Source organism: Streptomyces sp. NPDC033165 (genome assembly GCF_055577965.1).
On the sequence record NZ_JBVIPK010000001.1, the window covers coordinates 839,678 to 865,836 of the forward strand.

General features: G+C 72.8%; 22 protein-coding genes. 8 read left to right on the plus strand and 14 right to left on the minus strand.

Features of this window, described 5'->3' with window-relative positions:
- Positions 1-43: 43 nt before the first annotated feature.
- The 4 genes from ACZ5WC_RS04000 to ACZ5WC_RS04015 form a co-directional block, all read right to left on the minus strand.
- Complete coding sequence (locus tag ACZ5WC_RS04000) at positions 44-445, minus strand: NUDIX hydrolase (RefSeq protein ID WP_096626931.1); 402 nt, start codon at positions 443-445, stop codon at positions 44-46.
- An 84-nt stretch (positions 446-529) separates the two neighbouring features.
- The gene (locus tag ACZ5WC_RS04005; protein ID WP_468539341.1) at positions 530-727 is read right to left on the minus strand and encodes an SPOR domain-containing protein; all 198 of its coding nucleotides are present in this window, start codon (positions 725-727) and stop codon (positions 530-532) included.
- 242 nt (positions 728-969) lie between these two features.
- Positions 970-1,722, minus strand: coding sequence for a GntR family transcriptional regulator (locus tag ACZ5WC_RS04010; RefSeq protein WP_468539342.1), 753 nt, complete (start codon positions 1,720-1,722; stop codon positions 970-972).
- Between the two features lie 225 nt (positions 1,723-1,947).
- Positions 1,948-3,543, minus strand: a complete 1,596-nt coding sequence (locus tag ACZ5WC_RS04015; RefSeq protein ID WP_468539343.1) for a S8 family peptidase — start codon at positions 3,541-3,543, stop codon at positions 1,948-1,950.
- 238 nt (positions 3,544-3,781) lie between these two features.
- Here ACZ5WC_RS04015 and ACZ5WC_RS04020 point away from each other — a divergent pair, with 238 nt between their 5' ends.
- From ACZ5WC_RS04020 to ACZ5WC_RS04035, 4 genes are all read left to right on the plus strand, one after another.
- Positions 3,782-4,906: a threonine synthase gene (locus ACZ5WC_RS04020; protein WP_468539344.1), complete on the plus strand. Its 1,125-nt coding sequence runs from the start codon at positions 3,782-3,784 to the stop codon at positions 4,904-4,906.
- 197 nt (positions 4,907-5,103) lie between these two features.
- The gene (locus ACZ5WC_RS04025; RefSeq protein WP_468539345.1) at positions 5,104-7,758 is read left to right on the plus strand and encodes a glycosyl hydrolase family 65 domain-containing protein; all 2,655 of its coding nucleotides are present in this window, start codon (positions 5,104-5,106) and stop codon (positions 7,756-7,758) included.
- Between the two features lie 212 nt (positions 7,759-7,970).
- Positions 7,971-8,327: a DoxX family protein gene (locus ACZ5WC_RS04030; protein WP_468539346.1), complete on the plus strand. Its 357-nt coding sequence runs from the start codon at positions 7,971-7,973 to the stop codon at positions 8,325-8,327.
- A gap of 121 nt (positions 8,328-8,448) precedes the next feature.
- Positions 8,449-8,697: an SCO4226 family nickel-binding protein gene (locus ACZ5WC_RS04035; protein ID WP_096633059.1), complete on the plus strand. Its 249-nt coding sequence runs from the start codon at positions 8,449-8,451 to the stop codon at positions 8,695-8,697.
- A gap of 103 nt (positions 8,698-8,800) precedes the next feature.
- Here the strand turns inward: ACZ5WC_RS04035 and ACZ5WC_RS04040 are convergent, their stop codons facing one another.
- Positions 8,801-10,324 (minus strand): MFS transporter, encoded by a 1,524-nt coding sequence (locus tag ACZ5WC_RS04040; protein WP_468539347.1) that lies wholly within the window; start codon positions 10,322-10,324, stop codon positions 8,801-8,803.
- 103 nt (positions 10,325-10,427) lie between these two features.
- Here ACZ5WC_RS04040 and ACZ5WC_RS04045 point away from each other — a divergent pair, with 103 nt between their 5' ends.
- On the plus strand, positions 10,428-11,309 hold the full coding sequence (locus ACZ5WC_RS04045; protein ID WP_468539348.1) for a helix-turn-helix transcriptional regulator: 882 nt from the start codon (positions 10,428-10,430) through the stop codon (positions 11,307-11,309).
- A gap of 88 nt (positions 11,310-11,397) precedes the next feature.
- Here ACZ5WC_RS04045 and ACZ5WC_RS04050 read toward each other — a convergent pair whose 3' ends face one another.
- A complete protein-coding gene (locus ACZ5WC_RS04050) occupies positions 11,398-12,819 on the minus strand; it encodes an MFS transporter (protein ID WP_468539411.1) in 1,422 nt (473 codons plus the stop codon).
- Between the two features lie 232 nt (positions 12,820-13,051).
- Here ACZ5WC_RS04050 and ACZ5WC_RS04055 point away from each other — a divergent pair, with 232 nt between their 5' ends.
- The gene (locus ACZ5WC_RS04055; protein ID WP_468539349.1) at positions 13,052-13,984 is read left to right on the plus strand and encodes an NAD(P)H-binding protein; all 933 of its coding nucleotides are present in this window, start codon (positions 13,052-13,054) and stop codon (positions 13,982-13,984) included.
- Here the strand turns inward: ACZ5WC_RS04055 and aroB are convergent.
- The 7 genes from aroB to ACZ5WC_RS04090 all read right to left on the minus strand — a co-directional run bounded on the left by aroB (position 13,882) and on the right by ACZ5WC_RS04090 (position 23,043).
- Positions 13,882-15,045 (minus strand): 3-dehydroquinate synthase, encoded by a 1,164-nt coding sequence (aroB, locus tag ACZ5WC_RS04060; protein WP_468539350.1) that lies wholly within the window; start codon positions 15,043-15,045, stop codon positions 13,882-13,884. The two genes, ACZ5WC_RS04055 and aroB, sit on opposite strands and share 103 nt — an antisense overlap.
- Positions 15,042-15,569, minus strand: coding sequence for a shikimate kinase (locus tag ACZ5WC_RS04065; protein WP_096627246.1), 528 nt, complete (start codon positions 15,567-15,569; stop codon positions 15,042-15,044). The genes aroB and ACZ5WC_RS04065 overlap by 4 nt, the downstream gene beginning before the upstream one ends.
- Entirely contained in the window at positions 15,566-16,750 is a 1,185-nt protein-coding gene (gene aroC / locus ACZ5WC_RS04070; protein ID WP_468539351.1) for a chorismate synthase, read from the minus strand. The genes ACZ5WC_RS04065 and aroC overlap by 4 nt, the downstream gene beginning before the upstream one ends.
- A 61-nt stretch (positions 16,751-16,811) precedes the next feature.
- Positions 16,812-18,095 (minus strand): 3-phosphoshikimate 1-carboxyvinyltransferase, encoded by a 1,284-nt coding sequence (aroA, locus tag ACZ5WC_RS04075; RefSeq protein WP_468539352.1) that lies wholly within the window; start codon positions 18,093-18,095, stop codon positions 16,812-16,814.
- A complete protein-coding gene (gene tkt, locus ACZ5WC_RS04080) occupies positions 18,092-20,224 on the minus strand; it encodes a transketolase (RefSeq protein ID WP_468539353.1) in 2,133 nt (710 codons plus the stop codon). Before tkt ends, aroA begins: the two co-directional genes overlap by 4 nt.
- A gap of 303 nt (positions 20,225-20,527) precedes the next feature.
- Positions 20,528-21,733: an IS701 family transposase gene (locus tag ACZ5WC_RS04085; RefSeq protein ID WP_468539354.1), complete on the minus strand. Its 1,206-nt coding sequence runs from the start codon at positions 21,731-21,733 to the stop codon at positions 20,528-20,530.
- Between the two features lie 119 nt (positions 21,734-21,852).
- Entirely contained in the window at positions 21,853-23,043 is a 1,191-nt protein-coding gene (locus tag ACZ5WC_RS04090) for an IS701 family transposase (protein WP_468539355.1), read from the minus strand.
- Positions 23,044-23,230: 187 nt separating this feature from the next.
- On the opposite strand from ACZ5WC_RS04090, the gene ACZ5WC_RS04095 reads away from it, so the two are divergent.
- Positions 23,231-23,884, plus strand: a complete 654-nt coding sequence (locus ACZ5WC_RS04095) for a TetR family transcriptional regulator (RefSeq protein ID WP_468539356.1) — start codon at positions 23,231-23,233, stop codon at positions 23,882-23,884.
- A gap of 129 nt (positions 23,885-24,013) precedes the next feature.
- Positions 24,014-24,748 (plus strand): SDR family NAD(P)-dependent oxidoreductase, encoded by a 735-nt coding sequence (locus tag ACZ5WC_RS04100; RefSeq protein WP_468539412.1) that lies wholly within the window; start codon positions 24,014-24,016, stop codon positions 24,746-24,748.
- 292 nt (positions 24,749-25,040) lie between these two features.
- On the opposite strand, the gene ACZ5WC_RS04105 is transcribed toward ACZ5WC_RS04100, so the two are convergent.
- Positions 25,041-26,030 carry a ScbA/BarX family gamma-butyrolactone biosynthesis protein gene (locus ACZ5WC_RS04105; protein ID WP_468539357.1) on the minus strand — a complete coding sequence of 330 codons (990 nt, stop codon included), beginning with the start codon at positions 26,028-26,030 and terminating at the stop codon, positions 25,041-25,043.
- Between the last annotated feature and the right edge of the window lie 129 nt (positions 26,031-26,159).

A 26,159-nucleotide genomic window follows, 5' to 3' on the forward strand; every position in this document is an offset into this window, starting at 1 on the left:
CGGCGTTTGGTGCAAACGGCCGCACGCGGCCCGCGGGCGCGGGTCAGATCAGCTCACCGGCCGCCTTGAGGTCGTCGAAGAGCAGCTGGTCCACGGGCGGCACGAGGGCCCGGTCGGCGAAGGAGAACCACGCGACCTCCTCGATCTCGCTGCTCGCGGCGAGCGTGCCGCGGTAGTCGCCGTAGTAGCAGCTCATCCGCACCACGGCAGCGCCGGACCCCGCATCGACGGGGGCCTCGTACGTCCCGGCGTGGACGACGGTCTCGCGAATCAGGCCGACCGTCAGTTCCTCCTCGATCTCCCGCAGGAGGGTCTGGAGGTCGCTCTCCGCCCCCTCGCGCTTGCCGCCCGGGATGTAGAAGACATCCTTGCCCCGGGGCCGCGCGCAGAGGATTCTGCCCCCTTCGATCCGCACCCACGCCACCGTGTCGATCAGCACCGCCATGACTCCGCCCTCGTTTCGCGCCCCGGCGGCTCCGCACCCCCGGCCGGGCGGGACCTTACCCTCCCTCCGGCCGGGGGCGCCGCCTTACGGGCGGGGGCCCTGACCCACGCGCTCCACCCGGTAGACCTGGTGGTGGCGGTCGTCGAGGCCGTCGGCGACCTCCTGGGCCTCGGCCTGGGTGGCATACCTGCCGACGCGGTAGCGATTGCCGGTGTCGTCCTGCCGTATCACCTGCCAGGGGAGAACGGCACCGCTGTCGCTCATCGTGTCGCTCCCCCGCATGTCGCCCCTCTCCCCGCCGGCGTGCACGTCTCTAAGGATCCCCAGGAAACCGCAATACGCATATGCCTGAGCGTACGCCTGACCTTCACTCAGCGCAGGCGTCTTTGCACAAAGAGATACGCATCCGGCCAGCACGAAGGGGCGCATCCATGGAATGCGCCCCTCGTCATGCTCCCCTCACGCCCCTCCCGCCTCAGCGGCCCCGCCCGTCGGGCCCTCCCGAAGCCCGACGGGGCGTCAACTCACCGCACCGGCAGGTGGTACGCGACGCGATAGCGGTCCGCCGGCACCACGACGTCGGCCGTCTCCACGGCGCGGCCGGAGGCGTAGTACGTACGCCCGATGACGATGACCACATGGCCGGGCACCCCGCCGAGCGCCAGGAGCTCCTCCGCGAGACCCGGGCGCGCGCCCACCTCCTCGGCGACGTTGTCCACGACGACGTCGATCGCGGCCATCCGGTCGACCACCCCGCAGCCGCCCAGCGGGCCCTCCTCCGGGAGCATCACCGGGGTCCGCCCGGTGACGGCGAGCGGCTCCCAGGAGGTGGACAGCATGATCGGCTCACCCGCTTCCCGGAAGACGTAGTGCGTGCGCATGACCCGGTCGCCCGGCTCGATGCCCAGCCGCTCGGCGATCTCGGGACTCGCCCCCTCCTGCTCGCTGCGGGACTCCCAGGTCCCGCGCGCCCCCTCGGCCGCCTGCTCCTGCCGGAAGGGGCTGGCCCCCTTGTCCGGCCGGTAGCCGGAGCGGGCGATCATGCGGGGGACGGGGCGCTCGCGCACATACGTACCGGAGCCGGAACGCCCTTCGACCAGCCCCTCCGCCATCAGGACCTTCCGCGCCTCCAGGGCGACGGTGTCCGAGACCCCGTACTCCTCCCGGATGCGAGCCTGCGACGGCAGGCGCGTATGGGGCGGCAGCGCGCCGTTGACGATCTTCTCCCGCAGATCGCTCGCCACGCGCAGATAGGCGGGCTGCTCACCGAAAGCCACAGGCCACTCCCAACAGGTTGACAGTCTGCGACAGCCTGACAACCGTGGGTTGTACGCCGCAAGCGTAGGCCATGGTTTCACTCAATGTAATGAAGTCATGGTCGGCGACGCATACCCCGATATACCCAGGCATACCCAGGGCACGCGCGTGGGGGCGGTCGCGCGAAGCGACCGCCCCCACCCTGTTCCCGTGCTTCAGTCAGCGTTCAAGCAGCGACCGAGGGATCAGAAGTGCAGACCCCAGCTGTTGATCCGCCCGGTGTCCCACGTCCAGTTGTCGGTGACGCGGAGCTTCCAGGTGCCGTTGGCGACGACGGAGGAGGCGTTGACCGTGTACGTGGTGACCACGTCGTCGCTGCTGCCGCCGGAGCCGAAGGCCTTCAGGTTGAAGACCGTGCCGTTCGGTGCGACCAGGTCGATCTTCAGGTCACCGATGTACGTGTGGGAGATGTTGACCGGAACCTTGAGCGTGGCCGGCGCGTTGCCGTCGATCCCGGTGACGGCGATCGGGGACTCGACGGTCGAGTTGTCGTTGATCGGGTACCCGGTGGTGTTCTCGAACTTCTTGGGGTCCGGGTCCGGCGGGTTGGTGCTGCCCGTACCGACGTACAGCAGCCGGTTGGGCGAGCCGCTGCCCGGGTTGCCGACGACGCCGGTGGTGGCGGCGTCGACGAGGCCCGCGGAGACCTGCGCGGGGGTCGAGCCCGGGTTGTCGGCGAGGTAGATGGCGGCCGCGCCGGCCACGTGCGGGCTGGCCATCGACGTACCGGAGATGGTGTTGGTGGAGCTGTCGCTGGAGTTCCACGCCGAGGTGATCGAGGAACCGGGCGCGAACAGGTCGACGACCGAACCGTAGTTGGAGAAGCTGGAACGGGAATCGGAGCTGGTCGTCGAGCCGACCGTGATGGCCTCCGCGACGCGCGCCGGGGACTTCGTGCTGGCGTTGGTCGACTCGTTGCCCGCCGCGACGGCGTAGGTGATGCCGGAGGCGATGGACCGGCTCACGGCGGCGTCGAGCACCGAGTCCGCGCCACCGCCGAGGCTCATGTTGGCGACAGCGGGCTTGACCGCGTTGGCCGTCACCCAGTCGATGCCCGCGACGACCTGCGCGGTCGTACCCGAACCCTGGTTGTTCAGCACACGGACGCCGACGATCTTCGCCTTCTTGGCGACGCCGTAGGCGGAGCCCGCGACGGTGCCCGCCACGTGGGTGCCGTGGCCGTGGCCGTCCTGCGAGACGTTGTCGTCGTCGACGGCGTCGTAGCCGTTGAAGGCCCGGCCGCCGAAGTCGTTGTGGCTGATCCGCACCCCGGTGTCGATGACGTAGGCGGTGACGCCCTCGCCCGCCTTGTCCGGGTAGGTGTAGCTCTGGTCCAGCGGGAGGTTCCTCTGGTCGATCCGGTCCAGACCCCACGAGGGCGGGTTGTTCTGGGTGCCGGAGACCGTGAAGGTGCGGTTCTGCGAGACGGACGCCACGGCCGGGTCGGCGGCGAACCTCTTCGCCTCCTCGGCGGTGGCCTCGACCGCGTACCCGTTGAGGGCCGAGCGGTAGGTCCGCTCGACGCTCGCGCCGTACTTCTTCGCGAGGGCCTTGCCCTTCGCGGAGTCGGCCCTCGCGGCGGAGTCCTTCAGGGTGACGATGTAGCTGTCACTGATGGTGCCGGGAGCGTCCGCGTTCTGGATCACGCCCTCGGGTGCCCGCTCGGCCGCGGTCGCCGGGAGTGCGGCGGCGGCACCGAGGGCGACGGCGGCAGCGGTGGCTATGACAGTCGCCGTGGCGAGTCTTCGCCGTGCATGGGGGGTGTGACGCATCACTGACATGTGAGGGGTCCTCCTCATAGGCGGTGCTTTGGTGGGGGGTGGTACCGGAGCCAGGACTCAGCTCCCGACAGGGGCATGACAAATCAGCCGTCCGGCGCCCCGTTTTCTGCGCCGTCCGTGACCGGCATGCCCTGCTGCCAGCGAAAGATTGACCGATCCATGGCAAACCCACAAGGGTGCGTGAGGGTTTGCCATACGCCCGCCATTCATCTGCCATACGCCTGACATGCTGGCGGACATGACGACCTACCACTGCCCCGTGGACGGGACCCGGTCCAGTACCACCGCCCTGACCTGGTGCTGTCCGGTCTGCCGGGGCCCCTGGGACCTCGACTTCACCCCCGCGCCGGGCTTCGGCTCGAACGCGCTTTCCACGCGGGTGAATTCATTGTGGCGCTACGAGGAGATGCTGCCGCTCGCCGCCCCCGCGGCCTCCCTCGGTGAGGGCCGGACCCCGCTCGTCCCTCTCACGGACACCGTCTCGGCGAAGCTCGACTATCTGATGCCGACGCTCTCCTTCAAGGACCGGGGCGCGGTGATGCTCGCGGAACTGGCCCGGCGGCTGGGCCCGGACCGGGTCGTGGCGGACAGCACCGGCAACGCGGGCACCTCCGTCGCCGCGTACTGCGCGCGGGCCGGACTCCCCTGCACGGTGTACGTCCCCGAGGGCACCTCGCCCAAGAAGACCGAGCAGATCCGGGCACACGGCGCACGCCTGGTGACCGTCCCCGGCGGGCGGGAGGCGACGGCCCTGGCGGCCCGCGCGGCGGCGGACGAGCCGGGCACGTTCTACGCGTCGCACGTCTTCAACCCGTATTTCCTGCACGGCACGAAGACGTATGTATACGAAATCTGGGAGGACCTCGGCGGCCGGCTGCCGGACGCGTTGGCCGTACCCGTCGGCAACGGCACCCTGCTGCTGGGCGCGGCCCTCGCCACCGCGGAGCTGCACGCGCTGGGCCTGATCACGGCCCGCCCCCGGCTGATCGCCGTCCAGGCCGAGGCGGTCGCCCCGCTGGCCGCCGCCTTCCACGCGGGCGCGGAGGACCTGCCGCCCGGCACCCCGGCCGAGGCCGCGCCCACCCTCGCGGAGGGCATCGCGATCCCCCGCCCACCGCGCGCCCGCCAGATCCTGGCCGCGGTGCGCGCCTCGGGCGGCACGTTCCTGACGGTTCCGGAGGACCACATCCGCGAGGCCCAGCGCGACCTGGCGGCACGCGGGTTCTACGTCGAGACGACGGGGGTGGCCTGCTGGGCGGCGGTACGGCAGGGGGGCGCCGACCTCGTACGCGGTGGTGTGGTCGTGCCGCTGTGCGGGGCGGGGCTGAAGACGGGGATGGGGACGGGTGCGGGGGGCGGGTGAGAGGGGGTGGAGGCCTCGGAGCCTCGGGGCCTCGGAGCCTCGGGGCCTCGACGCGCCTTCGCCGGGCAGGGCCCTCGCCGTGCCCCGGCACGTACGGCGGCGCGGATCTGCTCCATCCGGTGGGCGTGTTCACGCCATGGCCGGGGCCGTGCGTGCCGTGATCGCCGAGCGTGCGAGCGCCTCCCTACCTTCGTACCGTGAGCCTCTCGCGTACCTCCGTCGTCCTCGCGCCCCTGCTCGCGGCCGCCCTGATCGCCCCGCTGCCGCCCCTCGCCCACGGGTCCCCCTCCCCCGGTCCCGCCCCGGCCCCGCCGCCCGCGTCCGTCCCCGCCTGCGGCCAGGGCGCGAACGGAGGCGCCTGGACGCGGACGTCCACCCGCTTCGGTGAGGCCGACGGATACGCCCCGTACATCGGGAACGGCTATCTCGGCCACCGGGTGCCCGCCACCGGGGCCGGATACGCGGCCACCGGCGGGAAGACCGGCTGGCCGCTCTACACCCCTCGCTACGACGGGGCGTTCGTCTCCGGGCTGTACGCCGCGGACAGGGCCGTCACCGAGGGACGCGAGGTGGTCGCCGCGCTGCCGAGCTGGACGAACATCGACGTCCGCGTCGGCCGGGAGACCCTCGGGGACGGCACCACCGCGGGGCGGGTATCGCACTACCGGCAGACGCTCTTCCTCGGCTGCGGGCTCGTCCGCACCTCCCTGCGCTGGACGACCGCCGACGGCCGGGCCACCGACGTCGTCCACGAGGTGCTGGCCAACCGCGCGGACGTGCACACCGGGGCCGTACGGCTGCGGATCACCCCGCACTGGAGCGGCGAGGTGACGGTCGTCGGGCGGCTCGACGACCGGGGCGCGCGCCGGATCACGCTCCGCGAGGACGGCACGTTCAGGACACACGGCACCGGGATCGAGGGGGCCGTCGTCCAGACGATGCGGCGAGGCTCGGGGGTGGTCGAGACGCTGCGGCCGGACGCCCGTACGTCCCCGAAGCGAACCCCGGTGCGCGCGGGCCGGACGTACACCTTCGAGAAGTACGTCGGCGTCGACACCGCCCTCACCTCCGCCGCCCCGGCCGCTGACGCCCGTGAGGCCGCCCACCGCGCGGCCCGGCGCGGCTGGGTCCGGGTCTTCGCGGCGAACGAGGCCGCCTGGCGCGAGGCCTGGTCCGCCGACGTCCTGGTGCCCGGCAGCCGCGAGCTCCAGGGCTGGCTGCGCTCCGCCCAGTACGGGCTGCTCGCCAGCACCCGGCGCGGCTCCGCCGACGGCCTCGCCCCGGCCGGTCTGACCAGCGACAACTACGCGGGCCTGGTGTTCTGGGACGCCGAGACATGGATGTTCCCCGGGCTGCTCGCCACCCGGCCGGAGCTGGCCCGCTCGGTCGTCGAGTACCGCTACCGCACCCGGGGCGCGGCCCGCGCGAACGCCGAGAAGCTGGGCTACGAGGGCCTGTTCTACCCCTGGACCAGCGCGAGCCGGGGCCGGCTCGACTCCGAGTGCCACAGCTGGGACCCGCCGCACTGCCTGACCCAGAACCACCTCCAGGGCGATGTCTCCCTCGCCGTCTGGCAGTACTACCTGGCCACCGGCGACCGCGACTGGCTGGCGGCACGGGGCTGGCCGCTGCTGAAGGGCATCGCCGACTTCTGGCGGTCCCGCGCCACGGCGAACACGGACGGCAGCTACTCGATCCTGAACGTGGCGGGGCCCGACGAGTACAGCAACGGCGTCGACGACGGCGTCTTCACCAACGCCGTCGCCGCCACCGCCCTGCGCAACGCGACCCGCGCCGCCGGACTCCTCGGCCACCGCCCGCCCGCTGGCTGGAACAGGGTCGCGGACGGGCTGCGCATCCCGTACGACGCGGAGCGGAAGGTCTTCCTCCAGTACGCGGGGTACAACGGCTCCACGATCAAGCAGGCGGACACCGTGCTGCTCATGTACCCGCTGGAGTGGCCGATGGAGCCCGGCGCCGCAGCCGCCACCCTCGACTACTACGCGGCCCGCACCGACCCGGACGGCCCGGCCATGACGGACTCGGTGCACGCGATCGCCGCGGCCGGGGCCGGGGAGCCGGGCTGCTCGACGTACACGTATCTCCAGCGCGCGGTACGGCCGTATCTGCGGGGCCCGTACGACCTGTTCTCCGAGGCGCGGGGGGAGAAGTCCGGTGCCGAGGACCCGCTGTCCGGTTTCCCGGCCGACGACTTCCTGACCGGGAAGGGCGGCTTCCTCCAGGTGTTCACCCACGGCCTGACGGGCCTGCGCCTCCGCGAGGACGGGGTGCGCCTGGACCCGATGCTGCCGCCGCAGCTGGGCGAGGGCGTCACGCTGAAGGGCCTGCGCCACCGGGACGCGACGTACGAGGTCGAGATCGGCGCCCGCACCACCACGGTCCGCCTGACCTCGGGCACCCCGTTCACCGTGCGTACGGCCGAGGGCCCGCGCCTGCTCTCCTCGGCCCTCACCCTGCCCACGCGCCGCCCCGACCTGGCCCCGACGGCCGACGTGGCGCGCTGCCGCCCGGTGACAGCGGACTCGGAGGCCCCGGGCCTGTACGCGGAGGCGGCGGTGGACGGCAGTCCGGCGACGTCCTGGTCTCCGGGCGGTGCGACGGGGAGCCTGACGGTGGACCTGGGCGCCCGCCCGCTCCGGATCGCGTCGGTGACCCCGCGCTGGAGCGACGTACCGCCCGCCTCCCACACTCTGGAGACCTCGCTCGACGGCCGCTTCTGGCGCCCGTACCTGCCCGGCGCCACGGCCCGCAAGGTGCGGGTGACGGTGCGGTCCGAGGCCCCGGAGAAGCCCGCGGGGATGGCGGAGCTGCGGGTGGAGACGGGGCGGTAGGGGAGAGCGAACAGCGCGGGGATCAAAGCCCCCTGGCCAGAACCCGCACGTCGGTTTCCGGTCAGGGGCTTCGCGCAATTTCAGCCGAACTATCTTTCACAGAAGGTCAGTTACGCGCAGCTGACGCCATGTACGATCATCAGCGCACCAAGAGCACACCCTGCCCCGACAGCACCGTCACATCGCACCACGGGCCCCAGGCTGGAGAGAACGTGCACATCGCCTTCATCACGGTCACGGTCCTCGGCGTGCTCTTCAACGGTGCTGCCGCCGTCACGTATCTGATCGGCCACGAATACCCCAAGACCCAGGCGGACATGAAGGGGATTCCCCGGAAGTACGTCCCGGTTCTGGGCCTGTTGCTGGCAGCGGGCGCCCTGGGGCTGCTGGCCGGGCTCGCCGTGCCGCTGCTGGGGACGCTCGCCGCCATCGGGCTCATCCTCTACTTCATCGGCGCCATCATCGCCCACCTGCGGGTCGGCTCCCGCGACATCGTGGGCGGCATCTCGTTCCTGATCACCGCGGTGGCCGTCCTCGTCCTCGGCATCCTCGACCGGGGCGCCTGGTAGCCCCGGGGTCCGGGGCCGACAGGCTCTACCGCCGCGTCCCCGTCTCTGCCCGCGCCGCCGCACGGCATCAGGTGCAGCATGGAAGGGGGGCCACCACCCCACCATCGGAGGTGCGCAGGCCATGGGAACGTATATGGATGTCCACCGCGGTATGAAGGGCATCACATCCGAGCAGTTGAAGGAGGCCCACGCGGCGGACACCGCGATCGAGAAGGAAGAGGGCGTTCACTTCGAACGGGCCTGGGCGGACCCGGAGTCGGGCACGGTCTACTGCCTGTCCACCGCCCCCTCCGCGGAAGCCGTCCAGCGCATCCACGAACGCGCGGGCCACACGGCGGACGAGATCCACGCGGTGCCGCTGGCCGTGTGAGATACCGCCTGGTCGCCGGCCAGGTGGCATACGGCCTGGTCGCGGCCGTGCGAGATACCGCCTGGCCGCGACCGGAGCAGCTATGACGTGCTCGCGACCGGCACTATGACCTGGTCACCACCGGTTCCTCCGCCGCCTTCTCGTGGCTGCCGGAGTCCGGACCGTCCGCCCCCTGCTTGGGGAGCCAGCGCAGCGCTGCCGTTCCGAGTGCGGCATGCAGCAGGCCTGCCACCACCACGACCACGTGCAGGCCCGTGACGAACGCGCTCTTCGCGTCCTGGATCGCGGACGGGAGCAGGGAGGGCAGCTGGAGGGTCTCGTCGAGCGTGGGGGCGAGGTCCGGGCCCTGGAGACGGAAGAGCAGCGCGGCGAGCGAGCCGAGGATCGCGATACCGAGGGCGTTGCCGATCTCGTTGCTGGTCTCGGCGATCGCGCCGGCCGAGCCCGCCCGCTCCGCGGGGACCGCGCCGACCGCGGTGTCCGCGACGACGGCGAAGGAGATGCCGTATCCCAGTCCGGCGATCACGGTCGAGGCGATGTACCAGCCGATCCCGGCGGTGACCGTGGTGGGGAGCAGCAGCAACAGGCCGCCCGCGATCGAGAAGTGGCAGACGAGGAGCGCGGCCCGCTTGCCGATGCGTTCGACGACGGCGGGCGTGATGATGCACGAGAGGGTGAGGGCCACCGCGCCCGGGAGCGCCAGGAGCGCCGCGTTCAGGACGCTCAGGCCCAGTACGGACTGGAGGTAGATGCCGGACAGATAGGCCGCCGCCGACCACGCGGCCAGGGGCAGCAGGCCCGTGATGATGGCGATGCTGAAGACGCGGTCGCGGAAGAGGGAGAAGTCGATCAGCGGGGTTTCGAGGTGCCGTTGGCGCAGGCCGAAGAAGGTCAGTACGGCGATGCCGAGGATCATCGTGGTGATCGGCAGGGCCGAGATGCCGTCGGCGGCCAGGTGCTTGATGCCGTAGATCGTGAGCAGCAGGCCTCCGGCGGAGGTCACCACGCTGAGCGGGTCGACGCGGCCGGTTCCGCCCGCCCTGACCTCGCCGAGGAGGACCGGCGCGAACACCAGGAACACCACGATGACGGGGAGGTTGACGAGGAAGACCGAGCCCCACCAGAACGACCCGAGGAGGGCGCCGCCGACGACCGGGCCGATGGCGAAACCGGCCGCGAAGGCTGCGGCGAAGATGCCGATGGCCTGAGCCCGGCGCCGGGGGTCCGGGAAGAGTTCGCTCAGCACGGCCAGCGCCGAGGGCAGCAGGGTCGCGCCGGCCACGCCCATCAGCGCCCGGCAGGCGATGAGGAGTTCGGGGGTCGGCGCGAACGCGGCCCCGGCGGAGCCGAGCCCGAACACGGTCGCGCCGATCATCAGGAGCTTCAGCCGCCCGTAGCGGTCGCCGATGCTGCCGAAGGCGACCAGCAGCGAGCCGACGGCGAAGCCGTAGATGTCCAGGATCCACAGCGCCTGGTCGGCGGTGGGCGAGAGGGCCTGGCTGATCCGGGGCATCGCCAGGAACAGGATCGATCCGTCCATGGAGACGAGGAGGACCGGGCCGAGGACCACCGCGAGCCCGAGCCAGGCCCGCAGTCCGGGTGCGTTGTGCGCATGCTGTTGAGTCATGGTGCCGAGGCTCGGCCACGGCGCGGCCGACAGCCATCCCTGTGGTGTGGGTACACCCGACAGGTACACCCACGGGGCGGGCGGGCGCTCTACGCTCGGATGCATGGAGAGCCTCGGAACGTTCCTGAAGAGCCGCCGTGACCGGGTCACTCCGGCTGAGATCGGTCTGCTGACCTACGGCACCTCCCGCCGGGTCCCCGGTCTCAGACGGGAGGAGCTGGCTCAGCTCGCGGGGGTGAGTGCGGGGTACTACACGCGGCTGGAGCAGGGGCAGGCGGAGACCGCTTCCGAGCAGGTGCTCGACGCGCTCGCCCGGGTGCTCCGGCTCGATCAGGTGGAGACCGTCCATCTGCACAACCTCGCCCGGCAGTCGGTGAAGCCCGGTCTGGGCGAGCCGCCCCGCGAGGAGCCCCACGCGCGGGTTCTGACCCTCCTGGAGTCCCTGGGCGAGGCCACGCCCGCGGTGGTGCTCGGCAGGCGGGGCGACGTCCTCGCGTGGAACCGCACCGGGCACGCGCTGGTCGCCGAGCACATCCCCTACGAGGCGCCGCGGAATCCGGCGGAGCGTCCCTCGATCCCGCGGATGTTCTTCCTCGACCCGCACACCCGCGACATGTACCGCAACTGGCCGGATCTCGCCAAGGTCCACGTCGCCTATCTGCGTCTCACCGCCGGCCGCTATCCCACGGACTCCCGGCTCGCCGGACTCATCGGGGAACTCACCATGAACAGCCCGGACTTCGGCGCGATGTGGGCGACGGGTGACGTCTCCGACTGCACGACGGGGGCCATGCATCTGCAGCATCCCACCGTCGGCGCGGTGAGCGTGGACTACCAGGTGTGGCTCCAGCCCGACAGCCCCGACCACCGCGTCGAGATCTACACCCCCAACGACGCGACCTCCGCGGACGCGTTGCGCGTGCTGAACCAGCAGAGCGGGGGCGACGAGCCCGAGTCGGTGACCGTACGGGCCGAGCGGCGCTGAACGGCCCGCGCCCGCCCCCTGGCGTACTCGGAACACGTACGCCGGGGGCGGGTCGCGGGTCCCACGTCCTGTCGCGGGTCCCACGTCCTCAGGACACGGTCTGCTCCTGCCGGTCCGGGGCCTCGGCCGTCGCGTCCCGGTCCTCGCGCGGCAGCCAGCGCACCGCGAGGACGCCGAGCGCGAGCGTGAGCGCGGCCGCGACGCCGATCGCCGCGTGCAGTCCGGTGACGAAGGCGTCCTTGGCCTGGGCGGCCGTCTCGTCGGACAGCCCCGGCGTGGACAGCGTCGTGTCGAGCGTGCCCGCCGTACCGGGGCCGAGGAGGCGGAAGAAGAACGCGGCGAGCGAGCCGAGCAGGGAGATGCCGAGCGCGCCGCCCAACTCGTTGCTCATCTCCGCGATCGCCCCGGCCGAACCGGCCCGCTCGGCGGGCACCGCCGCGACGGCGGTCTCCGCGACCAGGCTGAAGGAGAGCCCGTAGCCGACGCCCGCGATGACGGTGGAGGCGACGTACAGCGCCGCACCGGCGGAGGTGCCGGTGAACACCAGCAGCAGGAGCCCGGTGCCGATGAAGAAGTGCGAGGCGATCAGCGAGGCCCGCTTGCCGATCCGGTCGACCACACCGGCCGTGCCGATGCAGGCCACGGTGAGCACGGCCGCGCCGGGCAGGGCGAGGAACGCCGCGGTGAGCACGGTGAAGCCGAGCACCGACTGGAGGTAGACACCGCTGAGGTACCCGGCCGCGGCCCAGGCCACCAGGGAGAGGAGCCCGGTCAGTACGGCGACCGTGAAGACCCGGTCACGGAAGAGGCCGAGGTCGAGCAGCGGCTCCTCCAGCGTGAACTGCCGGCGCACGAACCAGACCAGGATGGCCACACCCAGCACGCCGATGGCGAGCTGCTCCAGCGAGAACCCCTCGGCCGCGGCGGCCTTGACGGAGTAGACGGCGAGCAGGATGCCGACCGCCGACTGCGCCACGCTCAGCGCGTCCACCCGGCCGGGCCGGGCCTCCCGGACCTCCTTGAGGAGCTTCGGGGCGAAGGCCAGGAAGACCACCACGACGGGGAGGTTGATCAGGAACACCGAGCCCCACCAGAAGCGGTCGAGGAGCAGACCGCCCGCGACCGGGCCGACCGCGAAGCCCGCCGCGAAGGTGGCCGCGAAGATCCCGATCGCCCGGGCCCGCTGCTTCGCGTCGGGGAAGAGGTTGCTGACGATCGCCAGGCCCGAGGGCAGCAGCGTCGCGCCACCGAGACCCATCAGCCCGCGTGAGGTGATGAGGAGTTCCGGGCTGGTGGCGAAGGTGGCGCCCGCCGATCCGATGCCGAAGAGCATCGCGCCGCCGAGCAGGAACTTCAGCCGGCCGTGCCGGTCGCCGAAGTTGCCGAACGCGATGAGCAGCGAGGCCACCACGAAGCCGTAGATGTCGACGATCCACAGGGACTGGCCCGCGCTGGGGGAGATCGCCTCGTTGATGCTCGGCATCGCGAGGTAGAGCACGGAGTTGTCCATCGCCACCAGCCCGACCAGGCTGAGGACCAGGGTGAAGCCGAGCCAGGCCCGGCGGGGTGTTGTGCTGTTCGTGGTCAACGTACTTCCTCCAGGGTGAGTGCGGCCGGGCCGCGGAGCGGCGGGGGGAACGGCCGCCCGACAAAAAACATAGTGCTCATTATTATCTTTGCATAGTGATCGCCCCCGGGCCAGCCGTGGTGATAGTCATGGAGCCGGAGAGAGGAGAGAGGCCTTGCGTATTGCACTGACGGGCGCGACGGGGACGGTGGGGAGCCGGGTGGCCCGCCTCCTCGCCCCGCAGTACGACCTGCGCTGCCTGACCCGCTCCCCGGAGCGGGCGGCGGCCCGCCTACCGGTGCCCGGCGCGGCCGTCGAGGCGGACCTGGACGACACCTCCTCGCTGACGCGGGCGCTGGCCGGGGCGGACGCGCTCCTCGCGGTCACGTTCGACCCCCTGCGGGACACCCACGACGAGCACCTCCTCACCGCCGCGCGCCGGGCCGGGGTCCGGCACGTCGTGAAGGTCTCGGCCCTCGCGGTGACCGACCCGCAGGCGCAGGACGCGATCACCCGCTGGCAGCGGGCGTGCGAGGAGCGCGTACGGGCGTCCGGGATGTCCTGGACGCTGCTGCGCCCCCGCGCCTTCATGTCCAACTGCCTGGACTGGACACGGTCCGTGCGCGACGAGGGCGTCGTGCGCACGCTGCACGGCGCTTCCGCGAACTCCTGCGTCGACCCCCGGGACGTGGCGGAGGCCGCCGCCCGTGCCCTGACCTCCCCGGAGTGCGCGGGACGCGCGTACGCGCTGACGGGTCCGGCCGCCCTGTCGGCCCGGCAGCAGGCCGCGCAGCTCGGCGAGGTCCTCGGCCGTCCGGTGCGCCACGAGGAGCTGACCGGGGCGGAGGCCCTGGCCATGTGGCGCTCCCGCTACCCCGACGCCCTCGCGGCGGCACTCCTCGAAAGCGCGGACCGGCAGGCCCGGGGAGCCAAGAGCGCCGTGGACCACGGGGTCCGGGAGGCGACCGGCCGGGAGCCCGGTACGTTCCGGGCGTGGGCGCGCCGTCACCGCTCGGCCTTCCGCGCGGCGGAGCCGGTGGAGGAGGCCGGAAAGGAGCCGGTGCGCGAGGCCGGGACGGCCCCCGTCGAGGCGCAGCCCCCGGCGTAGACGGTGCGCAGGAGCGCCGGGTCGGGGCCCTCCAGTACGGCGGGCCTGGCCAGGCCGTCCAGGACGATGAACCGCAGCAGATCGCCGCGCGCCTTCTTGTCGAGCCGCATGGTGGCCAGGAGCCGGGTCCACTGGTCACCCCGGTAGGCCACCGGAAGGCCCACCGAGCGCAGGACCGTGCGGTGCCGGTCGGCGGTGGCATCGTCCAGGCGGCCTGTCGCGCGGCCGAGTTCCGCGGCGAAGACCAGGCCGACGGAGACGGCCTCGCCGTGCCGGAGGCGGTAGCCCTCGTTCCGTTCGATGGCGTGGGCCAGGGTGTGCCCGTAGTTGAGGATCTCGCGCCGGCCGGACTCCTTGAGGTCCTCCGACACGACGTCCGCCTTGACCCGGATCGCCCGCTCGATCAGCTCGGCGGTGTGCTTCCCCTCGGGGCTGCGGGCGGCCTCCGGGTCGGCCTCGATCAGGCCGAGGATGACCGGGTCGGCGATGAAGCCCGCCTTGATGATCTCGGCGAGGCCGGAGACGTAGTCGTGGACCGGCAGTGAGTCGAGCGCGGCGAGGTCGCAGAGCACGCCGGCCGGGGGGTGGAAGGCGCCGACGAGGTTCTTGCCCTCCGCGGTGTTGATCCCGGTCTTGCCGCCGACGGCCGCGTCGACCATGCCGAGGACGGTGGTGGGCACCGCGACCCACCGCACCCCGCGCAGCCAGCTGGCCGCGACGAAACCGGCCAGGTCGGTGGTGGCACCGCCGCCGACGCCGACGATCACATCGCTGCGGGTGAACCCGGCCCGCCCGAGGGCCGACCAGCAGCGGGCGGCGGCCTCGGCGGTCTTGGCCTCCTCCGCGTCCGGCACCTCGACGGCGATCGCCTCGAAGCCCTGGGCGGCGAGGTCCGCGCGCACGGTCTCGCCCAGCGGGGCCAGCGCCGCCGGATGGATCACCGCGACGCGGTGGGCCTGCCCGGCCAGCTCACCGACGGCGCCCATGAGCCGACGCCCGACGAGGACGTCGTACGGGTCGCTCCCGGCGCTCCCCGCGACGGGGATGCGGACGACGGTCATGGCAGGGCCCCCACGGACGCGCCGATCAGCTCGGACTGCACCGCCGAGGCGACCTGCCCCGGGGTGCGCCCGTGCGTGGACACCACGGCCCGGGCCACCGACAGGTACAGCGGGCGCCGCGTGGCCATCAGGCCGAGCCACCGGTTCGCGAAGTCGTCCCGCAGCAGCGGCCGGGAGTCGTCGTCCCCCAGGCGTTCCCGGACATCGGCGAGAGTGGCGTCCAGGAAGACGACCGGCAGCCCGCGCAGCGCCTCGCGCGTCCCCGCCCGCACGACGGCCCCGCCGCCCAGGGCGAGCACCCCGGAGTGCTCGTGCAGCGCGGCGCGGACCGCCTCGTGCTCGATGGCGCGGAAGTGCCGCTCGCCCCGTTCGGCGAAGATCTGGCTGACGGTCCGGCCGGTCAGCCGCTCGATGTCCTGGTCGGTGTCGCGTACCGCCGTGCCCGTACGTGCCGCGAGGATGCGTGCGACGGAGGACTTGCCCACGCCGGGCGGGCCGACGAGCACGGCCAGGGGGGAGGTCATGAGATCTCCAGGTGGGCGAGGAAACCGGAGACGTTACGACGGGTCTCGGCCACGCTGTCGCCGCCGAACTTCTCCGCCACCGCGTCCGCGAGGACCAGGGCCACCATCGCCTCCGCCACGATCCCGGCGGCGGGCACCGCGCAGACGTCCGAGCGCTGGTGGTGCGCGACGGCCGCTTCGCCGGTGCTGACGTCCACGGTGGCCAGGGCGTGCGGAACCGTCGCGATGGGCTTCATCGCGGCCCGTACGCGCAGGAGTTCACCGGTGGTCAGGCCGCCCTCGGTGCCGCCGGAGCGGCCGGAGGAGCGCCGGACGCCGTCGGCGGTGGGCACGATCTCGTCGTGGGCCCGCGAGCCGGGCACGCGCGCCAGACCGAAGCCGTCGCCGACCTCGACCCCCTTGATCGCCTGGATGCCCATGAGCGCGGCGGCGAGCCGGGCGTCCAGCCGCCGGTCCCAGTGCACGTGCGAGCCGAGCCCGACGGGCACCCCGTGGGCGACGACCTCGACGACGCCGCCCAGAGTGTCGCCGTCCCGGTGGGCCTGGTCGATCTCGGCGACCATCGCCTTGGACGCGTCGGCGTCCAGGCAGCGCACCGGGTCCGCGTCGAGCCGCTCCACGTCGCCGGGTCCGGGCACGTCCCCGTACGGGGCCTGCGCGGCGCCCAGCTCCACGACATGGCTGACGATCTCGATCCCGGCCGTCTCCTTCAGATACGAGCGGGCCACCGCCCCGAGTGCCACCCGCGCCGCGGTCTCCCGGGCGCTGGCGCGCTCCAGCACGGGGCGCGCCTCCTCGAAGCCGTACTTCTGCATCCCCGCCAGATCGGCGTGGCCCGGACGCGGGCGGGTCAGGGGGGCGTTGCGGGCGAGGCCCGCGAGTTCGGCGGGGTCGACCGGGTCGGCCGACATGACCTGCTCCCACTTGGGCCACTCGGTGTTGCCGACCATGACGGCGACCGGGGAGCCCAGGGTGAGGCCGTGGCGTACGCCACCGAGGAAGGTCACCTCGTCCTGCTCGAACTTCATCCGCGCGCCCCGGCCGTAGCCGAGCCGCCGCCGGGCCAGGGCCCGCGCCACCAGCTCCGTGGTGACCGGGACCCCGGCGGGAAGCCCCTCCAACGTCGCGACGAGTGCGGGGCCGTGCGACTCCCCCGCGGTCAGCCAGCGCAACCTGCTCATCCTTTCCCTGCTTTCCTGTGGGCTTCGGGCTGCGCCTTCCTCCGGCGCGCGTACGTGGTCATCAGCGGTACTCCGGCACTTCGTAGTACGGGAAGAGCCGCGCCATCTCCTGGTGGAAGCCGGGGAAGGTCTTCGTGACGCAGGACGGGTCGTCGAGCGTCAGCGGAACCTGCGCGGCCAGCCCCAGGACCGAGAACGCCATGGCGATCCGGTGGTCGCGGTGGCAGGCGATGCGGGCGGGCCGCAGCGGGCCGGGGTGGACGGTGACCGAGTCCTCCGTCTCGTCCACCCGGATGCCGCAGGCGCGCAGGTTCTGCGCCACCGCCGCTATGCGGTCCGACTCCTTGAACCGGGCGTGGCGCACCCCGCCGACGGTCAGGGGCGCGTCGGCGAGCGGAGCGATCGCCGCCAGGGTCATGAAGGTGTCGGAGATGTCGCCCATGTCGAGGGTGAGACCGCCGCGCAGCCGTCCGGTGCCGGTCACGGTGACGTCCCGGTCGGACACCTCCACCTGGGCGCCCAGCTGCCGCAGGGTGTCCACGAACCGCAGGTCGCCCTGGAGGCTGCGGCCGCAGAGGCCGGGCACGGTCACCCGGTGGCCGGTCGCGGCGGCGGCCGCGAAGACGTACGAGGCGGTGGAGGCGTCGGGTTCGATGACGACGGCGGCGGGCCGGTAGCCGCCCGGCCGCACCTCGACCACCCCGTCCCCGGACTCCCGCACGTCCGCGCCGAAGCGCCGCATCAGGGCCAGCGTCATGTCCAGGTAGGGGCGGCTGACGGAGCCGCTCAGGTCGGCCCGGACCGGACGCCGCATCAGGGGGGCGGTCATCAGCAGGCCGCTGAGGAACTGGCTGCTCATGGAGGAGTCCACCCGCAGCTCGCCGCCCTCCAGACCGCCGGCCCGCACGGTCAGCGGGAAGCGCCCCGGGACCGGGGTCTCCAGCTCGGCGCCGAGCGCGGTCATGGCCTTCATCAGCGGGCTCAGCGGCCGGGCCCGGAGCTGTTCGGAGCCGTCGAAGGTGAAGGTCCCCTCGCCCGCCGCACTGAACGGGGGCAGGAAGCGGGCCGCCGTACCGGCGTCGGCGCACCACACCTCGCCCGTGCCGACGGGGCCGCGGCCGTTGCCGGTCACATCCCAGAACTGGTCGCTGGGGCTGGTCTCGACCGCCACACCGAGGCTGCCGAGGGCCGCCCTGAAGGCGAGGGTGTCGTGGCTGACCAGAGGGGCCCACAGCGTGCTGGTGCCCTTCGCCGCCGCCGCCAGGAGCAGGGCCCTGGTGGTGATGCTCTTGGAGCCGGGGATGCGCGCCGACAGCGGGCGCAGCCGGGAAATCTGCGGTGTCATCGGCGGGCCGCCTTCTCCAGGGCGGTCTCCACCTCGGCGGCGACCGCCTCGGGGGTGAAGCCGAACTCGCGGAAGAGCAGCGCGCCGTCGGCCGAGGCGCCGAACCGCTCCAGGGACATCACGTGCCCCGCCTCGCCCGCGATGCGGTCCCAGCCGAGACCCACTCCGGCCTCGACCGTCACCCGTACGCGTACGTCGGGGGGCAGCACCTGGTCCCGGTAGGAGCGGTCCTGCTCCATGAACCATTCCAGGCAGGGCATCGACACCACCCGGGCCGCGATACCGCGCTTCGCCAGCAGCTCCTGGGCGGCGACCGCGAGGGACACCTCGGAACCGGTGGCCACGAGCAGCGCCTGCGGAACCCCGCCGTCGGCCTCACGGAAGATGTAACCGCCGCGCGCGACAAGCTCGTTGGGCGGGTAGACGGGCAGGTTCTGCCGGGACAGCACGATCCCGTGCGGGGCCGGGGCGACGCTGTGCCGGCGCAGGATCTCCGCCCAGGCGGCCGCCGTCTCGTTGGCGTCGGCGGGGCGGACGACGTTCAGCCCGGGGATGGCCCGCAGGGTGGCGAGCTGCTCGACCGGCTGGTGGGTGGGGCCGTCCTCGCCGAGCCCGATCGAGTCGTGGGTCCACACATAGGTGACCGGGAGCCGCATCAGCGCGGCGAGCCGCACGGCGGGGCGCATGTAGTCGGAGAAGACCAGGAAGGTGCCCCCGTAGATGCGGGTCGCGCCGTGCAGCGCCACCCCGTTCATCACGGACGCCATGGCGTGTTCCCTGATGCCGAAGTGCACGGTGCGGCCGTACGGGTCGGCCTGCGGCAGGTCGTTGCCCAGCGGGAGGAAGGACGAACTGCTGTCGATCGTGGTGTTGTTGGACCCGGCCAGGTCGGCGGAGCCGCCCCACAGCTCGGGCAGCAGCGGCCCCAGCGCGGCGAGCACGGTGCCCGACGCCTTGCGGGTGGCGACGGAGGTGCCGGGCTCGAAGACGGGGAGCTTGTTCTCCCACCCGGCCGGCGGCTGCCCCTGGGTGATCCGGTCGTACTCCGCGGCCCGGCGGGGGTGGGCGTCGCGCCACTGCGCCAGCTTCCCGGCCCAGGCGGTGTGTGCGGCACGGCCGCGGACCAGGGCGGTCCGGGTGTGCGCGAGGACCTCGTCCGGTACGTGGAAGGAGCGGGCCGGGTCGAGGCCGAGGACCTCCTTGGTGGCCGCGACCTCCTCCGCGCCGAGGGCGGCCCCGTGCGCGGCGGCGGTGCCCTTGGCCCGGGGGGCGGGCCAGGCGATGACCGAGCGCGCGGCGATCAGGGTGGGCCGGTCGCGTACCTCCTTGGCGGCGAGGAACGCCTCGCGCAGGGCACGGGGGTCCAGGTCGCCGTCGGGCTTCGGCTCCACCCGCTGCACGTGCCAGCCGTAGGAGGCGTACCGCTGGAGGACGTCCTCGGAGAACGCGGTGCTGGTGTCCCCCTCGATCGAGATGTGGTTGTCGTCGTAGAGCACGACGAGGTTGCCCAGCTTCTGGTGTCCGGCGAGCGACGAGGCCTCGGCGCACACGCCTTCCTGGAGGTCGCCGTCGCCCGCGATGACCCAGACCGTGTGGTCGAAGGGGGAGGTGCCGGTGGCGGCCTCGGGGTCGTAGAGCCCCCGCTCGTAGCGGGCGGCCATGGCCATGCCCACCGCGTTGGCGATGCCCTGCCCCAGCGGCCCGGTGGTGGTCTCCACCCCGGGGGTGTGCCCGTGCTCGGGGTGTCCGGGGGTGAGGCTGCCGTGGCGGCGGAAGGCCTTGAGGTCGTCCAGGGTCAGCGGGTAGCCCGCCAGCATCAGCTGGACGTACAGCAGCAGGCTGGCGTGACCGGCGGAGAGGACGAACCGGTCCCGCCCCTCCCAGCCGGGGTCGGCGGGGTCGTGGGACATGACCTTCTGGAAGAGGACGTACGCGGCCGGGGCGAGGCTCATCGCCGTTCCCGGGTGTCCGTGCCCGGCGTGCTGCACGGCGTCCATGGCCAGGGCGCGGGCGGTGTCGACGGCCCGCTGGTCGAGCGCGCTCCAGTCCTGTGCGCTCCGGTCCTGTGCGCTCCAGTCCTCGGGGTGCTGCGTCGGCTGATCCTGTGCGGTCTGCGGTGGTGACTGCATGGGGTCGTCCCTACGGAGTTCGGCGGTCCGGGAGAACCGCGGGGGCTGGTCATGAAGCGCTGCTCGCGGCAGCGAGGTCGAGACGTGCGTGAGTGAGCAAGGGGAGCAAGGGAGGAAGTGGGGGGTGCGGGTGCGGGGGTTCTTCCCCTGCCTCGGGCCGGTCCCCGCTGCGGAGAACGCCGCGGCGGACCGTGTGCGCCGGACGGGCCCGGCGGCGGGGTGCCGGTGGGGGGCCGGGCCGTTCCTCGGCTGCCGCTCCAACTTATGGGCCCGTGGGTGGGGGCCCAAGCCGGACTTCGATAACTAGCCCGCGATGTACGGCAGATGCGAGGTGCGGTCCCCCAGGATGGTGACGGCGTGGGCGGCCGAGGCGAGCGTGACGTGCCGGTGCCAGCCGTTGAAGGAGCGCCCGGTGAAGTCCCGGATGCCCACGCGGTCGGCCACCACCTCGGCGTCATGGGCCGCCCGGTCCGTGAGCTGCCGCAGCCTGGCCAGGTACTCCATGGGGACCGTGGTGAGGTTGGACAGCCACAGCTCGGCCGGCCAGCGGCTGCCGTAGTCGCCCACGCCCAGGAGCACCAGCTGCCGGTGTTCGGAACCTCGGGGATACGAGGGGAGTTCGACGCGTACGGCGGCGGCGAGGGGCATGCCCTTCACCACTCCCGACAGGGGGCGCCTGCCCGGCACCGGTCGCCGCATGTTCCCGGCCATGGCCATGATCCGGTGTGCGGGGAGCGTGCTCTGCTCCCGCCCCGACATGACCCGGTCGGTCACGGTGAGCAGGGTGTCCCCGCCCACCCTCGCCATGAGCGGAACGTGCGTGGTGGCCAGCGTCTTCAGGAGCGGCTCGGACGCCTCGTCCAGGTCGAAGACGACGGGCCGCACCGGCAGCCCCCAGCCGAGCTGGGTCTCCCGGGACGCCTCGACCGCGCAGCCGTGCAGGCTCTCCGCGCTCGTACCCTCAGGGACCGCCGCCTGACTGCGGCGGGCGTCGTCGGTGTGCCACGAGGAAGGCAGCTGTAGCCGCCAGTTGACCGGTACGCCCGCGGATTCCGACGTCGCCCAGACGCCGATGGCGCGCTGCGCGTTCAGGGTCTGCCCGAGCGCCGGGGAGAAGTGCCGGCCCACCCCCACGGAGTTCTGTCCGGCCTTGGGGATGGTCATGGGTCTTACTACCCAGGCCCGGGTCGGCAGGGCCGCGTCCACGGCTTCGGCCAGCGCCCGGCGGATGGGCACCCAGTCCCAGGTGGAGTCGCTGATGAAGTGGTGCAGGTTCTGCTCGGAGGCCTGGGTTCCGAGCAGCTTGGCGATGTTGCGGATCGACTTGCGCCCCTGGACGGTCAGTAGTCCGTCCAGATACTGGAGGCCCTTGCGGCGCTGGTCGCTGCGGGGCAGCGAGGCGAAGACCCTGGAGGCCAGCTCGGCGAGGACCAGGTCGCGGGAAGGGGAGGGAGGCGGAACCGGCAGGGCGTGACCGGTACGGACAGCGGGCGGGCAGTGGTCAATCATGGGCTTCCTCACTGTTGCCCGAGGGCGGAGCCCCCGGAGGGATCGACGGCAGGACGGCGCGGTGTCCGGCTGAGCGACACCTCGGCCACGGCAGGCCCCACGGCAGGCCCCGGGTGCGGTCAGGGACCGACGGGCCACCCCTGCGGCGTGCTCGCGCCACGCAGTTGGCGGTAGAGGTAGGCGGCGGAGGCCAGCGTCATGTGGTGATGCCAGCCCGGGAAGGAACGGCCCTCGAAGTCCAGGAGCCCGAGCTCGGTCTGCACGTCCCGGACCGCCACATCGGTCAGGACGGTGCGGTGCGCGAGCCCGCGCACGGTGGTCGGCGGTGCGTCGTGGAGCGAGGTGATCCAGAACCGGGAGGGCCGTTTCGGCGCGGTGGCGACCTCCGCGACGAGCCGGTGCGACTGGTGCACGGCGGTTGCCGGGGGGCGTGACGGGAGGAGACGTACGGCGGTGGAGAACAGCTGCGCCCGCCCGGGCAGCGCGGAGGCGGTCCGCCGGCAGTGCGCCGCCACGAGAGCCGCCGCGTCGCCCGGGGAAGCGGTGACCGGGGACGGGGCCGCCCCTCGGGGGGACACCGGTGAGAGTGGCTGCCCGGGCGGCACCTCCAGGACGAAGTCCCGGTTCTGCCAGGCGAGTTGGGAGGCCACCTGGTGGACGCCGGGGGCGAAGTCGCGGCCGAGCACCACGGGCGCGGACTCGGCCACCCCCGCGGCGGCGAACTGCTCCACCATCTCCAGCACAAGGGCCCAGGCGGGCCGGGGCGTCACCGCGTCCGGAATCCGCGCGCGGCGGCGCCGCTCGGGGTCCTCGCACCAGGTGTCGTCGAGGAGGAGGCGCCAGCCGACCGGGACGCTGCGGCCGCCACCGGAGAGGAACAGGCCGATGCCGACCTGGCAGTTCACCCGTCGGCCGGAACCCGGGAGGATGCCCGCGCGCAGCCCCACCGAATGGCTCCCCCGCTTGCGCAGCAGCACGGGCCTGGCCGCCCAGACGGCGTCGGGCAGCAGTCCGGCCGCGATCCGGGCCAGCTCCACCCGCGCGGGCGCCCACTCCCAGGGGCTGGCACTGATGAACTGCTGCAGCGCCTGCGGCGCGCTCTCGGGCAGGTCCAGCGTCCGGGCCATGCGCCGCACGGTCTTGCGCCCGGGCGTGGTCAGCAGTCCTCTGAGATAGGCGTCCGCCCAGCGGCGCTGGTCGCTGCGGGGCAGATACCCGAAGACCCGCTCCGCATAGGCGGTCAGGCCCTCCGGCCCTGCGCGCCGCGCGCTCTCCGGCGCGTCGAGGACCGCCGCGGCCTGTGCAGACATGACTGGCTCCTTGAAGGCTCCTGGCCGGCGGTGGCTGCCGGCGACATCCAAAACATAACCATCATTCTTATTCTTTTGAAGAGCGAGGATGCCTTCCGGGTGCAAGTTCGTCAACTCGGCGTTGTGAACGGCGGATGACGCGGGGAGCGTAGGGAGTTGATCAGCGAACCAGGAGTGGGAGGTCACGGTGGCACCGGACGGAACGGGAAGGAGGCCGGCGAAACAGCAGGAGAGGTCCCTGCTGACGCGCGGCGCTCTGCTGGACGCCACCGCACGGGAGATCGACCGGCACGGCTACGGCAGCATGGTCATGCACCGCATCGCCCGCGAGGCCGGCGTCACGACGGGTGCGCTGACCTTCCACTTCCCCACGAAAGGGCAGCTCCTCGCCGAGCTCGGGGAGCTCGGCCTCGCCCGCATCGAGGAGCGGGTGAGCGAGGTGACCGAGCTCCCGGTGACCCCCCTGCGCAGGGCCCACCTACTGCTCCTGGCCCTGCTCGAACTGCTCCACCGCGATGTCGTGGCACGGGCAGCCGTACGGCTCTCCAGCGAGATCCCGGGGGCCGGCGACTGGTCGGACTCCTGGCTCCGGCCGGTACGGGAGATGTTCCGCAGCGCGGGCGAGGAAGGCCAGTTGAGGGCCGGCGTCACCCCGGAGACGGTGGCGGAGATGGCCCTGCGGCTGGCCGCCGGGACAGAGGTGCACGCCCGGGGCGACGGCGCGGGACCCGAGGAGGCCGAGGCCGCCAGGGTGCGCTTCACCCAGTTCTGCGACCTGCTCCTGTACGGCATCTCAGCCATCCGCCCGCCCGAGCCGGACCCCGCTAGTAAAAATACATAAGAACCATTATTCTTTTCCTGTCCAGGGGGCCGCCCGTGAGGGCTGCCCTTGGGGGGTCAGAAGCAGTCCATGGGGAGTGGGGATCTCGGCATGACTAGGGACACAGGCTTGCTGCGGGACAGAGTCATGATGATCACGGGGGCATCCAGCGGGATCGGGGCGGCGGCGGGGCGCGTGTTCGCCGACGAGGGCGCGACCGTGGTGCTCATGGCGCGGCGCGAGGACCGGCTGCGCGAGCTCGCCGACCGGATAGCCGCGGGCGGGGGGCGCGCGATGGTCGCCGTGGGGGACGTGACCCGGGAGGGCGAGGTGGAACGGGTCGTCACCGAGGCGGTGGCACGCTTCGGCCGGCTGGACGGCGCCTTCAACAACGCCGGATACGCGACGTCCGGCAGCTTGCTGCACGAGACGGACGGCTCGGTCTTCGAACAGATCATGGCCGTGAACGTCAGGGGCGTGTGGAACTGCATGCGCCACCAGATCCCCGCCATGCTCGGCTCCGGCCGCCCGGCGTCGATCGTCAACACCTCCAGCGTGGCGGGCGTGCAGGCCACGGGCGCGTCCTCCGCCTATGTGGCGGCCAAACACGCGGTCCTGGGGCTGACCCGGGCGGCGGCGGCCGAGTACGGCCGGCGCGGGGTCCGCGTGAACGCCCTGGTGGTGGGCAGCACGCGCACCGAGATGATGGACCAGGTACTGAAGGACACACCCTCGCTGGAGGAGGACTTCGTCGGGCGCTCCATCCAGAAACGGATGGCCGAACCGGAGGAGATCGCGCGCAACGCCGCCTGGCTCTGCAGCGATCAGGCCTCGTTCGTCACGGGCGTCGCGATGCCGGTGGACGGAGGCTGGACCGCCGCCTGACGCCCGGCGGTTCACACCACGGCAGCGGGGGGGGGGGGGGGGGGGGGGGGGGGGGGGGGGGGGGGGGGGGGAGGGGGGGGGGGGGGGGGGGGGGGGGGGGGGGGGGGGGGGGAGTAGACGTCCCCCCCCCCCCCCCCCCCCCCCCCCCCCCCCCCCCCCCCCCCCCCCCCCCCCCCCCCCCCCCCCCCCCCCCCCCCCCCCCCCCCCCCCCCGCTGCCGTATCAAAAGGACGGGATGAGGGTGCCCCCCCCGGTGGACGTTCCCGCGAACCCCCACCGGGAGGAACGGCCCCCTACCGGGGGAACGGAATGACGGCCCCGCCCGCCCGCACGAGGGCCCCGGGCCCGGGGCCCGCCTTCCGGGCGAGCCGCACCGTGGCGGTGAAGCACTCGACCTCGTCCTGCCACAGCGAGACGACCGTACGGCGGTGGCCCTCCGGGTCCGGGTCCAGCGGGCGCGCCTCGATCCGGCACGGAGCGTCGAGCTCGACGTAGCGGGTGAAGGAGGTCTCCATGCCCGTCACGGACTGGGGGTGGTCGGAAGGGAGCATCAGGGCGGCCTGGCGGGCGGCCTCCAGGAGGAGCAGACCCGGGGCGTGGTCGAGGGGGTGGTCGAAGAAGAGGGGGTGCGTGGTGTCCACCCGCAGCCGCCACCGGCCTTGGCCCACCGCGGGGCTGAGGACGACATCGCGCAGCCGGATGCGCCCCAGGACGGACGGCGCGATCGGCGCGATGGGGGCGGCGGGCAGGGCGGTGACGGCTTCGGGGGTGCCGCGGCCCGCCCGCAGTCGCCGGTAGACGGCCGGGGACTGCACGGTCAGGCGCGTGGTGCACTCGGCGAGCAGCCGCCCGCCCCGGACCACGGATATGAGCAGGGTCAGCGCCGCCGCCCGGCTGCCGCGACGGGTCGACTCCAGGCAGGTGACGTGGAGTTCGACGGGCCCGCTCCCCTCGCCCGGGGCCAGGGCTGCCGGGGTCAGCTCGTAACCGAAGGTGTCCCAGAGCAGGTGATGCCCGAGGGGGACGCCGTAGGCGCTGTGGCACAGCAGAGGGAAGGACTGACGCACCGTCTCGGTGAGAAGGAGCAGGTCGAGCGCGGTCCCCCCGGTCGCGTAGTACTCGTGCACCTCGGGCCAGTGGGCCGAGACCACGTACCCGTCACTTCCGTCGGGCCGCAGACCGGTGAGCAGCACCGATCCGGGGCGGGCCTTGTGAACGAGCTCCCCCGCGACGAACTCGACGGGCGGGGCAAGGGTGACGGTGGCGGTGGCGGTGCTTGGCATACGGATACTCCCCCGGGTAGAGAGGCATGAGAGGTATGGGCACAAAGCGCACGGATGGTACGGGGCGCACCTGCCTGGACGACCGGGACCCCGAGAGATAAAATAAGGATGATTCTTTTTTTTGTCCAG

Excerpts from the sequence above, each read along its gene's own strand:
- ACZ5WC_RS04000 (WP_096626931.1), bottom strand. The coding sequence starts at position 445 with ATGGCGGTGCTGATCGACACGGTGGCGTGGGTGCGGATCGAAGGGGGC.
- ACZ5WC_RS04005 (WP_468539341.1), bottom strand. The coding sequence starts at position 727 with ATGCGGGGGAGCGACACGATGAGCGACAGCGGTGCCGTTCTCCCCTGG.
- ACZ5WC_RS04015 (WP_468539343.1), bottom strand. The coding sequence starts at position 3,543 with ATGTCAGTGATGCGTCACACCCCCCATGCACGGCGAAGACTCGCCACG.
- ACZ5WC_RS04020 (WP_468539344.1), top strand. The coding sequence starts at position 3,782 with ATGACGACCTACCACTGCCCCGTGGACGGGACCCGGTCCAGTACCACC.
- ACZ5WC_RS04035 (WP_096633059.1), top strand. The coding sequence starts at position 8,449 with ATGGGAACGTATATGGATGTCCACCGCGGTATGAAGGGCATCACATCC.
- ACZ5WC_RS04040 (WP_468539347.1), bottom strand. The coding sequence starts at position 10,324 with ATGACTCAACAGCATGCGCACAACGCACCCGGACTGCGGGCCTGGCTC.
- ACZ5WC_RS04045 (WP_468539348.1), top strand. The coding sequence starts at position 10,428 with ATGGAGAGCCTCGGAACGTTCCTGAAGAGCCGCCGTGACCGGGTCACT.
- ACZ5WC_RS04050 (WP_468539411.1), bottom strand. The coding sequence starts at position 12,819 with ATGGACAACTCCGTGCTCTACCTCGCGATGCCGAGCATCAACGAGGCG.
- aroB (WP_468539350.1), bottom strand. The coding sequence starts at position 15,045 with ATGACCGTCGTCCGCATCCCCGTCGCGGGGAGCGCCGGGAGCGACCCG.
- ACZ5WC_RS04065 (WP_096627246.1), bottom strand. The coding sequence starts at position 15,569 with ATGACCTCCCCCCTGGCCGTGCTCGTCGGCCCGCCCGGCGTGGGCAAG.
- aroC (WP_468539351.1), bottom strand. The coding sequence starts at position 16,750 with ATGAGCAGGTTGCGCTGGCTGACCGCGGGGGAGTCGCACGGCCCCGCA.
- aroA (WP_468539352.1), bottom strand. The coding sequence starts at position 18,095 with ATGACACCGCAGATTTCCCGGCTGCGCCCGCTGTCGGCGCGCATCCCC.
- tkt (WP_468539353.1), bottom strand. The coding sequence starts at position 20,224 with ATGCAGTCACCACCGCAGACCGCACAGGATCAGCCGACGCAGCACCCC.
- ACZ5WC_RS04085 (WP_468539354.1), bottom strand. The coding sequence starts at position 21,733 with ATGATTGACCACTGCCCGCCCGCTGTCCGTACCGGTCACGCCCTGCCG.
- ACZ5WC_RS04090 (WP_468539355.1), bottom strand. The coding sequence starts at position 23,043 with ATGTCTGCACAGGCCGCGGCGGTCCTCGACGCGCCGGAGAGCGCGCGG.
- ACZ5WC_RS04100 (WP_468539412.1), top strand. The coding sequence starts at position 24,014 with ATGATCACGGGGGCATCCAGCGGGATCGGGGCGGCGGCGGGGCGCGTG.
- ACZ5WC_RS04105 (WP_468539357.1), bottom strand. The coding sequence starts at position 26,030 with ATGCCAAGCACCGCCACCGCCACCGTCACCCTTGCCCCGCCCGTCGAG.